Raw genomic sequence first — 13,722 nt, 5'->3', positions numbered from 1 at the left:
CGTGGTTGTGCCGCCTCCTGCAAACCAGGACGTCCGGAAGCGGGATGGGAATCGACCTGGACGAGGGCATGGCGGTCGTCCGGAAGCGCCGCTGAGAGGCCGGCTCGCTCCCCGGTCCGGCCCCGCCCGGCGGGCCGGGGTGGTGGGGGCGGGGGTCGGAGACCCGTGATCGTCAACGGGCCGGTGGTCCGGGATGTCAGTGCAGGCCACTAGCCTTTTCGTGTGGCACTCACCGACGCTTCATCCGACCTCCCCCACCCGCCCTCCGAGACCCCCGAGGCTCCCGCGACCTCCGACGCGGTCGGCGTGCTCCGCCGTGTCTTCGGTTACGACTCCTTCCGGGGCGACCAGGAGGCGATCATCGAGCAGGTCGTCGCGGGCGGCGACGCGCTCGTCCTGATGCCGACCGGCGGCGGCAAATCGCTCTGCTACCAGATCCCGGCGCTGGTCAGAGAAGGCACGGGCGTCGTGATCTCGCCACTCATCGCGCTGATGCAGGACCAGGTGGACGCGCTCACCGCCCTCGGGGTGCGGGCGGGGTTCCTGAACTCGACGCAGGACCCCTACGAGCGGCAGGCCGTCGAGCGGGCGTTTCTCGACGACGAGCTGGACCTGCTCTACCTCGCTCCCGAGCGGCTGCGCACGGAGGGCTGCCGACAGCTGCTCGACCGGGGCAAGGTGTCGCTCTTCGCGATCGACGAAGCGCACTGTGTCGCCCAGTGGGGCCACGACTTCCGGCCCGACTACCTGACCCTGTCGATGCTGCACGAGCGCTGGCCCAAGGTGCCGCGGATCGCGCTGACGGCCACCGCCACCGAGGCCACGCACGCGGAGATCGCGGCGCGACTCGGTCTGGAGGACGCCCGGCACTTCGTGGCCGACTTCGACCGGCCGAACATCCAGTACCGCATCGTCTCCAAGAACAACCCGCTCAAGCAGCTCCTGGAGCTGATCAGGACCGAGCACGCCGGGGACGCCGGAGTCGTCTACTGCCTGTCCCGGTCCTCGGTGGAGAAGACCGCGGCCTTCCTGGTGGAGCAGGGCATCGACGCCGTGCCGTACCACGCCGGCATGGACGCCGCCGCGCGTGTGGCGAACCAGGCGCGCTTCCTGCGGGAGGACGGGGTCGTGGTGGTCGCCACGATCGCGTTCGGCATGGGCATCGACAAGCCGGACGTGCGCTTCGTCGCCCATCTCGACCTGCCGAAGTCGGTCGAGGGCTACTACCAGGAGACCGGCCGAGCGGGGCGTGACGGCGAACCGGCGACCGCCTGGCTCGCGTACGGCCTGCAGGACGTCGTCCAGCAGCGCAAGCTCATCGACGGCTCCGAGGGCGACGAGACGCACCGCCGCTCCCTGGCCGCGCACCTGGACGCCATGCTCGCGCTCTGCGAGACCGTCGAGTGCCGGCGCGTGCGGCTCCTCGCGTACTTCGGCCAGTCGGGCCGGCCGTGCGGCAACTGCGACACGTGCCTGACACCGGCCGAGTGCTGGGACGGCACGGTCGCGGCGCAGAAACTGCTGTCCACCGTGTGGCGGCTGGCCAGGGAACGGCGCCAGAAGTTCGGCGCCGGCCAGATCATCGACATCCTGCAGGGCAAGAAGACGGCCAAGGTCGTCCAGTTCCAGCACGACGGCCTCTCGGTGTTCGGCGTCGGGGCGGACCTGGGCACGGCGGAGTGGCGAGGTGTCGTGCGCCAGCTCCTCGCGCTGGGGCTGCTCGCGGTCGAGGGCGACTACGGGACGCTCGTGCTCACGGAGGCCAGCGGCGAGGTGCTCGCGGGGCGCCGCAGCGTCCCGATGCGCAAGGAGCAGAAGCCGGCCGCTCCGTTCCGCAAGGACGCGGCGCCGGGCTCGGGCACCGGTTCGGGCTCGCGCTCCGCGAAGGGTGCTCGGGTGCCGGTCGACCTGACGCCGACGGCCGTCCCGGTCTTCGAGGCCCTGCGCGCCTGGCGGGCCGCCACGGCCCGCGAGCAGGGAGTCCCGGCGTACGTCGTCTTCCACGACGCGACGCTGCGCGAGATCGCGACGCTGCTGCCCGGCACGGTGGCGGAGCTGGGCACGGTCGGCGGCGTCGGCGAGGCCAAGCTCACCAAATACGGCGAGGGCGTCCTCGCCGTCCTGGCGGAGTTCGCCGGAACTGAGCCCGCCGCGCCGACGGCGCCGGCCGACCACCCGGAGCCGCCGGCCGACTACCCGGAGCCGCCGGACGACGACGAGCCGCCCTTCGACCCGGAGGAGATCGACCCGCCCTGGGACGACTGGCAGTAAGGACCGTCGGACCCGCGCGGCGGCCGGACCGGACCCGGCCGCCCAGGACCTCCCCGCCGTTCGACCGGGTTCGGCCGAACGGCGGGGATAGCGGTGTGGACCGGTGGCGGTGCCTTCGTCGCGGGTATGGCGGCGCGCATGAGCGGAATTCACATCAGCAGCAGCGCGTTCGACGACCACACGGTGATCCCCCGCCGCTACAGCGGCGAGGGCGAGAACGTCTCGCCGCCCCTGACCTGGTCGGGAGTGCCCCACGAGGCCACGGAGCTGGTGCTCCTGTGCGAGGACCCGGACGCGCCGGGGACGACCTTCGTGCACTGGCTGGTCACCGGGATCGACCCGGGGACCACCGGGGTGGTGGAGGGGCAGAAACCCCAGGGCGGCCTGCCGTGGCCCAACGGTTTCGGGCAGGTGGGCTGGGGCGGCCCGATGCCGCCGCCGGGCCACGGACCGCACCGCTACTTCTTCCGCCTGTACGCCCTGTCGGAGCCGCTGCCGCTGCACGGCCACCCCGGCGCCGAGGACGTGCACCGCGCCCTGAAGGGCAGGGAGCTGGCGTCCGGCGCCCTGGTGGGCACGTATCAGCGCTGAGGGGAGTGACGGCCGCCCCCGTCGCCGTACCGCAGCAGCGCGCCGACCTGCTCGTACAGCCGCAGCTCGTCCTCCGGTACGACGACGAGCTCGGCTCCGGTGCCGACGAGGGCCCGCACGAGCGCCTCGTCGGCGCGCTCCTCTCGTGGGGCGCGCACGCCGAAGGACAGGAGTTCCGCCTCGGTCAGGGCGAGCTGGGTGGGCCGGGAGCCCACCCAGAGCCGAGGCGAGGGCGGGGACCCCGGCGGCCGGTTCAGCAGGAGCGCCGCGACCTGTCCCCGCTGGAGGGCGGCGACGGTGGCGGCGAGCCCCTCCGCCACGGGCCCGTCGACAGCGCGCCGGCGGACGAAGAGGTCGACGATCTCCCGGTCGTGAGCGGCCATGTGGCCGCGGAGGACCTGGTCGAGCTGCGGTTCCAGCAGGGCCCGCCCCGTATCGGTCGGCGTGGGGCCGCCGACCCGTACGACCCGGTCCCGCAGGCTGCGCGGCAGCCGGCGCACCAGCACGTTGCACGCCCACTCGTTCCCGCCCACGACGACGGCGTCGGCGTGGATCCGCCGCGCCCAGGCGTCCAGCTGGTGGCCGATCCGTGCGGAGGCGCGGTGCCAGATCGACACGGCGACCCTGCGGTGCAGGCGCTCACCCGGGGTCACGGTGGACGCGGGCCAGGTGCCGGCCTCCGCCTCCAGCGTCACCCAGCCGTGCGTCTCGGCGGTCGGCAGGCCGCCGTAGTGGACGACCACGGCCAGGTACGGGATCTCCGGCACGTGCTGGGCGACCAGGGGCATCGCGTCCGGCAGGGTGCCGTAGCGGGCGGAGTCGTGCTCGGGCGGGATCGGCAGCTCCCCGTCCAGGACGAGCGTGCCGTGGGCGGCGAAGACGGCCTGCCCGTGCACGCCCGGCACCTCCGCGTCGGCGCCGACCACCGCCTCCAGCCTGTTCAGCAGCGCCGCGTCGGCGCCCTGCCGGGACAGGCTCTCGCGCAGCCGCCGCCAGCGCAACGCGATCGCGCGCTCGGGGTGGTCGCCGTCCCGCGAGGTGTTCAGGTACACGGAGACGTACGGCCCCGGCTCCGCGTAGAGGCTCTCGAGAAAGGCCAGCCTCATCGCTCATCGCCTCTTCTTGTCGACCCTTCGCCCCACTTCCGATGATGCTCCGGGCCGGCGGCCGGTCGCGGGACCGTCGGCGCCGGCTCAGATCCTCTGGGTCATGTCCGGCGCCGGTGGCTGGGCGTGACGCCGGCGGCGGAGCCAGAGGAACAGGGCCAGGCACGGGAGCAGCAGTCCGACTGCGGTGACCACGACGAAGGCCGTGAAACCGTCGATGTGAGCGATCAGCCAGGAGAAGTTCTGTCCGAAGAAGCCGACCACGAACGACAGCGGCAGGAACACGGTCGCGAGGATGGTGAGCTGCTCCATCGTCGCGCTCTGACGGAGGTTGATCTTGTTCTGTTCGACGGAGACCACCGCGATGTTCGCCTCCAGCACGGTGGCGAGGAGGTCACGCTGCGCCGCCACCTCCTCGTTCACCAGGAGGAGGTGGTCGTGCACGTTGTGGAGGTACGGCAGCAGCTCGGGCGGCGCCTTGCCGGGCTGCAGCTGGCGGGCGAGCACGGAGAGGAGCGGGTGCACGGCGCGGTAGAAGTCCGTGGCCTCGCGGCGCAGGAAGTAGATCCGCTCGGTGGGGGCGACCGCGCCGGAGAACACCGTTTCCTCGATCTGTTCGATGTCCCGGTCGAGTTCCGCCACGACGGGCGCGTAGCTGTCCACGACCTGGTCGAGGATGGCCCAGAGCGTCGACGCGCTGCCGGAGCGCAGCAGCTCGGGGCGGCCTTCGAGCCGTGCACGGGCGCCGTGCAGTTCGCTGGCGATGCCCTGGCGCACGGTGATCACGAAGTTGTGGGCGAGGAAGACACTGATCTCCCCGGTGTCGATCTCCTCGCGGTCGTCGTCGTAACGCGCCGTGCGCAGGACGATCAGCTCGGTGCCGTCCTCGTACCTTTCGGCCTTCGGCCGCAGGTGGAAGGCCTGGGCGTCCTCGACGGCGAGCTCGTGCAGCCCGAAACTCCTGCGCACCTCGCTCATTTCCGGCTCCCCGGGCTCGAAGAGACCCAGCCAGACGAAACCACCCTCTTCGCGGCACGCGGCCGCCTGTTCGAGCGGCATCGGGCCCTCTTGCTGGCGGCGCCCGTCGCGATAGTGCGCGCAGTCGACGATCATGGCGTTCCTCCTCGCGTCCGCCACCGTGCGCCGCGCGCCGCCGCCGCGGGAGGCATGGCTCGCGCCGCGAATGTGTCCTACTGCCATGGTTGCCGACCCGGGGCCGCTCGTCGCCCGTGCCGACGAGCAGCACCCGGACCTTCCTCAGGGCTGCTCCCCGTCGAGGAGGGCGGCGAACCGGGCGACGGGATCCCCCGCGAACGGGCGCAGCGCGGGGGCGAGGAGGCGTGCGCCGGGGAAGCGCAGGCCGCCGAGGAAGGCGAAGCGGGTCGTACGGTCGGTCTCGGGGCGGGCCGCCATGCCGCCGAGGACGAGGCGGCTCTGCATCAGGCACCAGCCGGGGGACAGGTCGATGGCGAAGGTCGCGCGGAGCCGGGTGTGGCCGTGGACCCGGGCCTGGAGCGGAGCACCGGCCGACTCGGGGGTGAGGATACGGACCGTGCGGACATCGGGGATCCACAGTGGCATCGTGCGTTCCAGGTCCTGGGCGAGTGACCAGACCCGCTCGAACGGCGCGTCGAGAACGGCCTCGCCGATCCGCGCGGATCCGGGCGTGCTCGCGGCGATCACGTGCAGCCGGCGCACCGGGTCGAAGTCGGCGACGGGCCACTGCGGCATCGGGGTCTCGGTCACTGCTGCCATGCCTTTCGGAAGCTGAGTCGGGCCCGGGAGAGCCGGGACTTGACCGTCCCGGGCGCGACCTCGAGCAGTGCCGCCGTCTGCCGTTCGTCCAGCCCCTCCAGGTCGCGCAGGAGCAGTACGGCGCGGTGCTGGGGCGAGAGCCGGGACAGCACGTCGCGGATGTCCGCGGCGAGCTGGGGGTCGCCGGGCGCGGGGAGTTCGCCGAGCTCGGCCGGCTGCGAGCGCGCCGCGCGGGTGGCGTACCGCACCGCCTCCCGTACGGCGATGGCCCGGACCCAGCCGAACAGGGCCTCTGGGTCCCGGAGTTGGCGCAGTCGGCGGAACACCGCGATGAGCGCCTCCTGGGTCGCGTCGGCGCCGTCGTCCAGCGCGATCGGGCCGCAGAGCCGGCGGACGTACGGGGTGATCAGGTCCAGCAGCCGGCCGACCGCGAGTTGGTCGCCGCCCTGGGCGGCCCGGACCAGCTCGGCAAGGCCGGGCGGTGGCTCCTGCATGGTGCGTTCTCCGTCGATAGGTGACAGCGGTCCGTGGAGGGAGGCTCCGGGACGGCGAAACGTTCCCTGCGACTTTCGCGCGTCCGCAGTGTTCCTCGTCACAGGAACGGATCGACGGCCGGGGCGCTCCTTCGGGTGTCCAAGCGTCCTGACACTCCGTGAGGTGACGACATGAAGCCGGTGAAGTCGGCGAAGACCCGCAGCAAGGCCGCCGCGATCGGCGCGGTGCTGGCGGTGGACGGGCTGATCCACCTGTACTGGGCCACCGGGCGGACCTGGCCGGTGCACAGCACGCACCGGCTCTCGCAGCTGGTGCTCAACACCCAGGTGCCGTTCACCCCGCAAGGGCTGGTCCCGCTCGCGGGGCTGCTCTTCTCGGGCGCGACGCTGGTGCTGGTCCACGGCGGCCGGCTGCCGGCCCTGGCCCGCCGGCTGCCCGCCGTGCTGCCGCGCTGGGGGAGCCGGGCGGTGGCCGCCGGACTGCTGGCCCGTGGCGCGGTCGGACTGGTCTGGGTGACGGGGGCCTGGGCCGATCCTGCCGACACGTTCTACTGGCTCAACCTGCTGCTCTACACGCCGCTGTGCCTGTTGCTGGGCCGGGCGGCCTGGCAGGTGTCAGCGGCGGGCCCGGAGGCGGGTGGGACGAGGGAGGCGCGGCCCGTGCGGGCCTGAGCGGCGGCGGACGCCGCCGCCCTGCCGCCGAACGCGGTGTCAGCGCAGCTGCCCCGCGGCCCACTGTGCCCACTCCCGGCGCATCGCGTTGAACCGGAGCCCGTACTCCAGGGCGATCCGGCCGTGCACCGACAGCGGGTCGTCGCCCCAGTCGATCGAGGCCTCCAGCCGGCGCAGGTCCTCGTACTCCTGCTCGGACAGCTCCTGAAGCTCGGTCAGGTAGCCGCGCGCCTGCTCGGGAGTGAGCACTCCCAGGAAGAACACCCGCAGCAGGATGTCGCTGCGGGTGTTGCGCTGCGGCCTGGTCTCGGTCAGCCAGTGCCGCAGCTCCGCCAGCCCTTCGTCGGTGAGGGTGTACTCCTTGCGGCCCCGCGGGCCCTCGGCCGACACGTCGATCAGTCCGGCCGCCGCCAGCTTGGACAGCTCCGAGTACATCTGGCTCTGAGTGGCGGGCCAGACGTTGGCCAGGGAGGTCTCGAAGCGCTTCAGCAGGTCGTAGCCGCTGGCGGGGCGCTCTGACAGGAGTCCGAGAAGGGCGTGGCGAAGGCTCATGACCCCCACTCTACATTCCATCCTTGACATGTCAGTTTAGGAAGGTCTACTTTCGACATGTCACAACAGGAATATGAGTCCGGCCGGGCCGACCGGCGGACCGACTGACTGACCGACCGGGGGATTCCGATGTCGTACCTGCGCACCTTCCTGCCGTGGATCGTCTTCGCGGTGATTCCGTCCGCCCAGTGGCAGTGGGGCGCCCTGGCCGCGCTGCTCGCGGCGGCGGCGATCATCGTCCAGCAGCGCCGCGACGGCGTCGGCTTCGACGCACTGATCATCGAGACCGGCTCCGCGGCCTTCTTCGCGGTCCTGGCCGGCATCGCCTTCACCGACCCCGGCTCGCCCGTGCACGGCTACTCGGCCGCCCTCTCCTCGGCCGTCCTGGCCCTGGTCGCCGGGGTCTCGCTGCTCATCCGCAAGCCCTTCACCCTGGGCATCGCCAAGCGCAGCACGCCCCGCGAGGTGTGGGGACTGCGGCCCTTCGTGCGGGCCAACACCGTCATCAGCGGCGTGTGGGCGGGGGCCTTCGCGCTGACGGCCGCCGGTCTCGCACTGCTCGCCCACGCCGGCCAGGGCCACTCCACCGCGGCCACGCTCGTCCAGGCCGCCGGCTTCGTCCTCCCGATGCTCTTCACCAGCCGCTACGTCGCCGCCACCCAGGCCAAGGCGAGCGCCCGATGAGCACCGACACCCCCACCGACGGCACGCCCCGCCACCTGTCGGGCAACTACGCGCCCGTCGCCGAGGAGCTGACCGCGCGCGACCTGCCCGTCACCGGGCGGATCCCGGACGCCCTGTCCGGCTGGTACCTGCGCAACGGCCCCAACCCCGCCGACGCCGCCTCCGGCCACTGGTTCTTCGGAGACGGCATGGTCCACGGCGTCCGCCTGGAGGGCGGCCGGGCCGTCGACTACCGCAACCGCTGGGTACGAACCAAGAGTCTCACCGGCGGTGCCCGGACATACGACGGACAGGGCCGCCGCGACCTCGCCGCCGGACCGGCCAACACCCACGTGATCCGGCACGCCGGCCGCACCCTCGCCCTCGTCGAGACGGCCCTGCCCTACGAACTCGCCCCGGACCTCGGCACCGTCGGCCCGTACGACTTCGGCGGCCGGCTGACCACCGCGATGACCGCGCACCCCAAGGCCTGCCCCGTCACCGGGGAGCTGCACTTCTTCGGCTACGGCATCCTGACCGTCCCCTACCTCACCTACCACCGGGCCGACGCCTCCGGCGAACTGACCGTCAGCCGGCCCGTCGAGGTGCCCGGGCCGACGATGATGCACGACTTCGGCCTCACCGACGGGCACGTCGTCTTCATGGACCTGCCCGTGGTCCTCGACCCCGCCCTGCTCGGCGCCGGCATGCCCTACCGCTGGGACGACGCGTACGGGGCACGGCTGGGCCTGCTGCGCCGCGACGACCCGTACGGCCGGGTCCGCTGGTTCGACGTCGAACCCTGCTACGTGTTCCACGTCCTCAACGCGTACGACGCGCCGGACGGGACGGTCGTCGCGCACGTCATGCGTTACCCGGAACTGTGGCGGCGCGACCGTGCCGGGTCCGTGACCGGCGCCCAGGAGGCCGTGCTCTGGAAGTGGACCCTCGACCCGGCCACCGGCACCGTCCACGAGGAGCAGTGCGACGACCGGCCCGGCGAGTTCCCCCGCGTCGACGACCGACTGACCGGCCTCCAGGCCGACTTCGGGCACATGACCAGCGCGCACGCGCTGCTCCGGTACGACCTGCGGACCGGAGCCGCGACGGCCCACGACTTCGGTCCGGGCCGCACCCCCGGCGAGGCGGTGTTCGCCCCGGCCGACGGGACCGCCGGCGGGCCGGGCTGGCTGGTGACGTACGTCCACGACGCCGCTACGGGCCGCAGCGACCTGGTCGTGCTCGACGCGGCCGACCTCGCCGCCGACCCGGTCGCCGTCGTCCACCTGCCGGCCCGGGTCCCGTACGGGTTCCACGGCAGCTGGCTGCCGGACGGGCCGGAGCTCCAGCCGAGCGGGTCGGCGACGCGATCGGGCCGGAGCGCTAACCGAGCGCCGCGCGGGCGCGGTTGAGGAGGTCGCGGAAGACGGCGCGCTCGCCCGCCGTGAAGTCCTGCAGCATCTCGTCCTCCAACTCCTCGACGGCCGTCGCGTGCAGGGCCAGCAGGTCGCGGCCGTCGTCGGTGAGGCTGATGACGTGGCGACGCCGGCTCGCCGGGTCCGGGGAGCGGGTGATGAGACCCCGCCGCTCCAGCGCGCCGACCAGATCGGACATGGACTGGGGCGTGACGAAGGAGTTGCGGGCGAGCTCGGCCGCGGACATGCCGTCCCGGCGCTCCAGCACGGTCAGCGCCGTGTACTGCAGAGCGGTGACGCCCGAGGGCTTGAGCAGTTCGTCGAGCCGGGCGCGGGTGGCCAGCTCGACCTGCTTCACCGAGTACAGCAACGACGGCGGAGCGACGTCCTTCACATGCTCTCCCCATCATCAGGATTCCTGTCGAAAATTCTAGCCCAACCCCTTGCTCGGCGGCGGCAGGCCCTCCGATACTCAGGATTCCTGATGATTGAGGAGCCTTCCCTTGACCACGCTTTCCATTGACCGGCGCGACGGAGTGGCGGTCCTGACGCTCCGCCGCCCGGCGAAGCGCAACGCCCTCGACGACGCCACGGTGCTGGGCATCGAGGAGTTCTTCCGGAAGCCGGGCCCCGACGTGCGGGCCGTCGTCCTCGACGCCGAGGGCGACCACTTCTCGGCCGGGCTCGACCTCGGCGAGCTGACCGAGCGGTCCACCGAGGAGGCCCTGGAGCACTCGCTCATGTGGCACCGCGTCTTCGACACGATCGAGGGCGGACGTGTCCCCGTGGTGGCCGCGCTGAAGGGCGCGGTCATCGGCGGCGGCCTGGAGCTTGCGGCCGCCGCGCACATCCGCGTGGCCGACCCGTCCACGTTCTACGCGCTGCCGGAAGGGCAGCGCGGGCTCTTCGTCGGCGGTGGCGGCTCGGTCCGGATCCCCCGGCTGATCGGCGCGCACCGGATGGCCGACATGATGCTCACCGGCCGCGTCCTGGACGCGGCCGAGGGCCAGGCCGCCGGCCTCTCGCAGTACCTCACTGACGAGGGCGGGGCGCGCGCCAAGGCCCTCGAACTCGCCGGCCGGATCGCCGCCAACGCGCCGCTGACCAACTTCGCGGTCCTCCAGGCCCTCCCCAGGATCGCCGAGGCCTCGCCTTCCGGCGGCCTCCTGCTCGAATCCCTCATGTCGGCCGTCGCGGCCGGCAGCGGCGACGCCCAGGAGCGGATGCGGGCTTTCCTGGACGGCCGCGCCGCGAAGGTCACCACCGGAAGGGCCGCCCGATGAACGAGATCCTCAGCACGCCCGGCCCCACCGTCAGGGACGACTCGGAGATCGGCCGCTACCTCCGCTGGCTGGAGTCGGAGCGGCAGCTGCGCTTCCCGGACTACGACAGCCTGTGGCAGTGGTCCGTCACCGATCTGGCCGGCTTCTGGTCGTCGGTCTGGGAGTTCTTCGACGTCCGGCCGCACGCCCGGCCCACGGCCACCCTGGGCCGCAGGTCCATGCCGGACACCGAGTGGTTCCCCGGCGCGACCCTCAACTACGCCGAGCACGCCCTCGGACGTGAGGGGTCCGCCGACGACACGGACGCCGTCGCGGTCGTCGCCCACTCCCAGACCAGGGCGCCGCTGGAGCTGACCTTCGGCGAGCTCCGCGACCAGGTGGCCCGCGCCCGCGCCGGGCTCCGCCGCCTCGGCGTCGGCAAGGGCGACCGGGTCGTCGCGTACCTGCCGAACATCCCCGAGACCCTGGTGGCCTTCCTCGCCACCGCGAGCCTCGGCGCCGTATGGGCCGCCTGCGCACCCGAGTTCGGCCCCCGCAGCGTGGTCGACCGGTTCGCCCAGCTCGAACCGAAGGTGCTGCTCACCGTCGCCGGCTACCACTACGGGGACCGGGACATCGACCGCCGTGCCGAGGTGGCGGAGATCGCCTCCCGGCTCCCCACCGTGGAACGGATCGTCCACGTCCCGTACGGGGAGCACACCCTGCCCGACGCGCTGGGCTGGACCGAGCTGCTCGCCGCACCGGACGAAACGGAAGGACCGGCGGAACTCGCCTTCGAGGCCGTGCCGTTCGACCACCCGCTCTTCGTGCTCTTCTCCTCCGGGACCACCGGCATCCCCAAGGCGATCGTGCACCGGCACGGCGGCATCCTCCTGGAGCACCTCAAGAACAACGCGCTCAGCTGGGACCTGAAGCCGGGCGACCGGATGCTCTGGTTCAGCACGACCGCCTGGATGCTGTGGAACACCCTGGTGTCCGCCCTGCTCGTCCGCGCGTCCATCGTCATGATCGACGGCAACCCGGTCCACCCCGACCTGCGCGAGCAATGGCGGATCGCCGCCGACACCGGAGCGACGCTGATGGGCGTGAGCCCCGGCTATCTGATGGCCTGCCGCAAGGCCGGCATCAGGCCCGCCGAGGAGTTCGACCTGTCGCGGCTGCGGCAGCTCGGCGCCGCGGGCAGCCCGCTCGCCGCCGACGGATTCCGCTGGGTGGCCGAGCAGTTCGGGGACCGGGTGCTCCTCAACGTCGGCTGCGGAGGCACCGACGTGTGCACCGGCATCCTCCAAGGCAGCCCCCTGCAGACCGTGCGCGCCGGGGAGATCTCCGGGCCCTGCCTGGGGGTCGCCGCGTACGCCTACGACAGCAAGGGCGAGCGGGTGGTCGGCGAGCTCGGCGAGCTGGTGATCACCGAACCGATGCCGTCGATGCCGGTCGGCTTCTGGGGCGACACCGACGGCTCCCGCTACCGGGCCGCGTACTTCGAGGAGTACCCGGGCGTGTGGCGGCACGGCGACTGGGTCCGGTTCGCGCCCGAGGGCCACTGCATCGTCGCCGGACGCTCCGACGCCACCCTCAACCGCGGCGGGGTCCGGCTCGGCACCGCCGAGTTCTACGCGGTCGTCGAGGACCTCCCGGAGGTCGACGACAGCCTCGTCGTCCACATCGAGGACCCCGAGGGCGGCAACGGAGAACTGCTGCTCTTCGTCGCCGGACCGGTGGCGCTGGACGACGCCCTGCGCACGAGCATCGCCCGCGCGCTCCGCTCGGCGCTGTCGCCCCGGCACGTCCCGGACGTCATCGAGCGGGTGCCCGCCATCCCGCGCAACCGCACCGGCAAGAAGCTGGAGGTACCGGTCAAGCGGATCCTCCTCGGCGCCCGCCCCGAGTCCGTCGCCAGTACCGACGTCCTCGCCGACCCGCGCTCCCTGGACTCCTTCGTCGCGTTCGCCGCCGGACGGGCGGCCGACGGCGGCGCCGACGCACGGGCCCTCCCCGGGGCCGGGACCGGTACCGGGCCCGGGAGCGCGTCATGAAGGTCGCCGTCGTCGGCACCGGGGTCATCGGGGCCTCCTGGACGACCCTCTTCCTGGAGTACGGGCACGAGGTCGTCGCGACCGACCCCGCGCCCGGCGCGGAGGCCCGGCTCCGGGCGGCGGTCCCCGCCCACCAGCAGCGGCTGTTCTTCACCCCGGACCTCGCCGAGGCGGTCGCGGACGCCGGCTTCGTCCAGGAGAACGGCCCGGAACGCCCCGAGCTGAAGGACGAGGTCTTCGCCGTACTCGACGCCGCAGCCCCGCCGGGAACCGTCCTGGCGAGCAGCTCCTCCGGACTGCTGCCGTCGCGGATCCAGCGCGCCTGCGCCGTCCATCCCGAACGGGTCCTCGTCGGGCATCCGTTCAACCCGCCGCACCTCATCCCGCTGGTCGAGGTCGTGCCGGGCGAGCGGACCGCCGAGGCCGCCGTCGAGAAGGCCATGGCCTTCTACCGCACGCTCGGACGCCATCCGATCCGGCTGCGCCAGGAGCTGCCGGGCCACGTGGCGAACCGGCTCCAGGCGGCGCTGTGGCGCGAGGCGTACTCCCTCGTCGAGCGGGGCGCGGCGAGCGTCGCCGACATCGACGCGGCCATCGCCCACGGCCCCGGACTGCGCTGGGCGCTGCTCGGGCCCTTCCTCAACCAGCACCTGTCGGGCGGCCCCGGCGGCATCGCCCACGTCCTGGAGCACCTCGGCCCGCCCATGGAGGCATGGTGGGCCGACCTCGGCGCACCACGCCTCACGCCCGAGCTGGCGCGCGCGATCACCGAAGGCGTGGCCGACGAGCTGGCCGGGACCCCGGAGGCCGACCTCGTCGCCGCACGCGACACCCTTCTGAACCTCCTCCTCGACGCGAAGAAGAGGACCGGACACCTGTGAGCA

General features: G+C 72.8%; 14 protein-coding genes. 8 read left to right on the top strand and 6 right to left on the bottom strand.

What is annotated here, in order from left to right; all coding sequences use genetic code 11:
* Positions 1 to 222 precede the first annotated feature (222 nt).
* Positions 223 to 2,271 carry a DNA helicase RecQ gene (gene recQ / locus ACWEV0_RS00510; protein WP_453145069.1) on the top strand — a complete coding sequence of 683 codons (2,049 nt, stop codon included), beginning with the start codon at positions 223 to 225 and terminating at the stop codon, positions 2,269 to 2,271.
* A gap of 138 nt (positions 2,272 to 2,409) precedes the next feature.
* Positions 2,410 to 2,862, top strand: a complete 453-nt coding sequence (locus ACWEV0_RS00505; protein WP_453145067.1) for a YbhB/YbcL family Raf kinase inhibitor-like protein — start codon at positions 2,410 to 2,412, stop codon at positions 2,860 to 2,862.
* On the opposite strand, the gene ACWEV0_RS00500 is transcribed toward ACWEV0_RS00505, so the two are convergent.
* The 4 genes from ACWEV0_RS00500 to ACWEV0_RS00485 all read right to left on the bottom strand — a co-directional run bounded on the left by ACWEV0_RS00500 (position 2,853) and on the right by ACWEV0_RS00485 (position 6,217).
* Entirely contained in the window at positions 2,853 to 3,968 is a 1,116-nt protein-coding gene (locus ACWEV0_RS00500; protein WP_453145066.1) for a baeRF2 domain-containing protein, read from the bottom strand. The genes ACWEV0_RS00505 and ACWEV0_RS00500 overlap by 10 nt on opposite strands.
* A gap of 87 nt (positions 3,969 to 4,055) precedes the next feature.
* Positions 4,056 to 5,081, bottom strand: coding sequence for a CorA family divalent cation transporter (locus ACWEV0_RS00495; protein WP_453145064.1), 1,026 nt, complete (start codon positions 5,079 to 5,081; stop codon positions 4,056 to 4,058).
* A gap of 144 nt (positions 5,082 to 5,225) precedes the next feature.
* A complete protein-coding gene (locus tag ACWEV0_RS00490; protein WP_453145062.1) occupies positions 5,226 to 5,723 on the bottom strand; it encodes a hypothetical protein in 498 nt (165 codons plus the stop codon).
* Positions 5,711 to 6,217: an RNA polymerase sigma factor gene (locus ACWEV0_RS00485; RefSeq protein ID WP_453145060.1), complete on the bottom strand. Its 507-nt coding sequence runs from the start codon at positions 6,215 to 6,217 to the stop codon at positions 5,711 to 5,713. The genes ACWEV0_RS00490 and ACWEV0_RS00485 overlap by 13 nt, the downstream gene beginning before the upstream one ends.
* Before the next feature lie 171 nt (positions 6,218 to 6,388).
* Here ACWEV0_RS00485 and ACWEV0_RS00480 point away from each other — a divergent pair, with 171 nt between their 5' ends.
* The gene (locus ACWEV0_RS00480) at positions 6,389 to 6,889 is read left to right on the top strand and encodes a DUF3995 domain-containing protein (protein ID WP_453145058.1); all 501 of its coding nucleotides are present in this window, start codon (positions 6,389 to 6,391) and stop codon (positions 6,887 to 6,889) included.
* A gap of 39 nt (positions 6,890 to 6,928) precedes the next feature.
* Here the strand turns inward: ACWEV0_RS00480 and ACWEV0_RS00475 are convergent, their stop codons facing one another.
* Positions 6,929 to 7,441 (bottom strand): PadR family transcriptional regulator, encoded by a 513-nt coding sequence (locus ACWEV0_RS00475; RefSeq protein WP_453145056.1) that lies wholly within the window; start codon positions 7,439 to 7,441, stop codon positions 6,929 to 6,931.
* A gap of 129 nt (positions 7,442 to 7,570) precedes the next feature.
* Here ACWEV0_RS00475 and ACWEV0_RS00470 point away from each other — a divergent pair, with 129 nt between their 5' ends.
* Together ACWEV0_RS00470 and ACWEV0_RS00465 are read left to right on the top strand one after the other, a co-directional pair.
* A complete protein-coding gene (locus ACWEV0_RS00470; protein WP_453145055.1) occupies positions 7,571 to 8,125 on the top strand; it encodes a hypothetical protein in 555 nt (184 codons plus the stop codon).
* Positions 8,122 to 9,516, top strand: a complete 1,395-nt coding sequence (locus tag ACWEV0_RS00465; protein WP_453145053.1) for a carotenoid oxygenase family protein — start codon at positions 8,122 to 8,124, stop codon at positions 9,514 to 9,516. The genes ACWEV0_RS00470 and ACWEV0_RS00465 overlap by 4 nt, the downstream gene beginning before the upstream one ends.
* Here ACWEV0_RS00465 and ACWEV0_RS00460 read toward each other — a convergent pair.
* On the bottom strand, positions 9,488 to 9,913 hold the full coding sequence (locus ACWEV0_RS00460; RefSeq protein ID WP_453145052.1) for a MarR family winged helix-turn-helix transcriptional regulator: 426 nt from the start codon (positions 9,911 to 9,913) through the stop codon (positions 9,488 to 9,490). The two genes, ACWEV0_RS00465 and ACWEV0_RS00460, sit on opposite strands and share 29 nt — an antisense overlap.
* A gap of 109 nt (positions 9,914 to 10,022) precedes the next feature.
* On the opposite strand from ACWEV0_RS00460, the gene ACWEV0_RS00455 reads away from it, so the two are divergent.
* From ACWEV0_RS00455 to ACWEV0_RS00445, 3 genes are read left to right on the top strand one after another with little or no spacing between them, the layout of a single operon-like run.
* Positions 10,023 to 10,802 (top strand): crotonase/enoyl-CoA hydratase family protein, encoded by a 780-nt coding sequence (locus ACWEV0_RS00455; protein ID WP_453145051.1) that lies wholly within the window; start codon positions 10,023 to 10,025, stop codon positions 10,800 to 10,802.
* A complete protein-coding gene (locus ACWEV0_RS00450; RefSeq protein ID WP_453145049.1) occupies positions 10,799 to 12,838 on the top strand; it encodes an acetoacetate--CoA ligase in 2,040 nt (679 codons plus the stop codon). The genes ACWEV0_RS00455 and ACWEV0_RS00450 overlap by 4 nt, the downstream gene beginning before the upstream one ends.
* The gene (locus ACWEV0_RS00445; RefSeq protein WP_453145047.1) at positions 12,835 to 13,719 is read left to right on the top strand and encodes a 3-hydroxyacyl-CoA dehydrogenase NAD-binding domain-containing protein; all 885 of its coding nucleotides are present in this window, start codon (positions 12,835 to 12,837) and stop codon (positions 13,717 to 13,719) included. Before ACWEV0_RS00450 ends, ACWEV0_RS00445 begins: the two co-directional genes overlap by 4 nt.
* Positions 13,720 to 13,722: the final 3 nt, after the last annotated feature.

The organism is Streptomyces sp. NPDC003943, from assembly GCF_053605265.1.
Note: the sequence above shows the minus strand (reverse complement) of the source record. Positions and strands in the feature narration are given on the sequence as shown.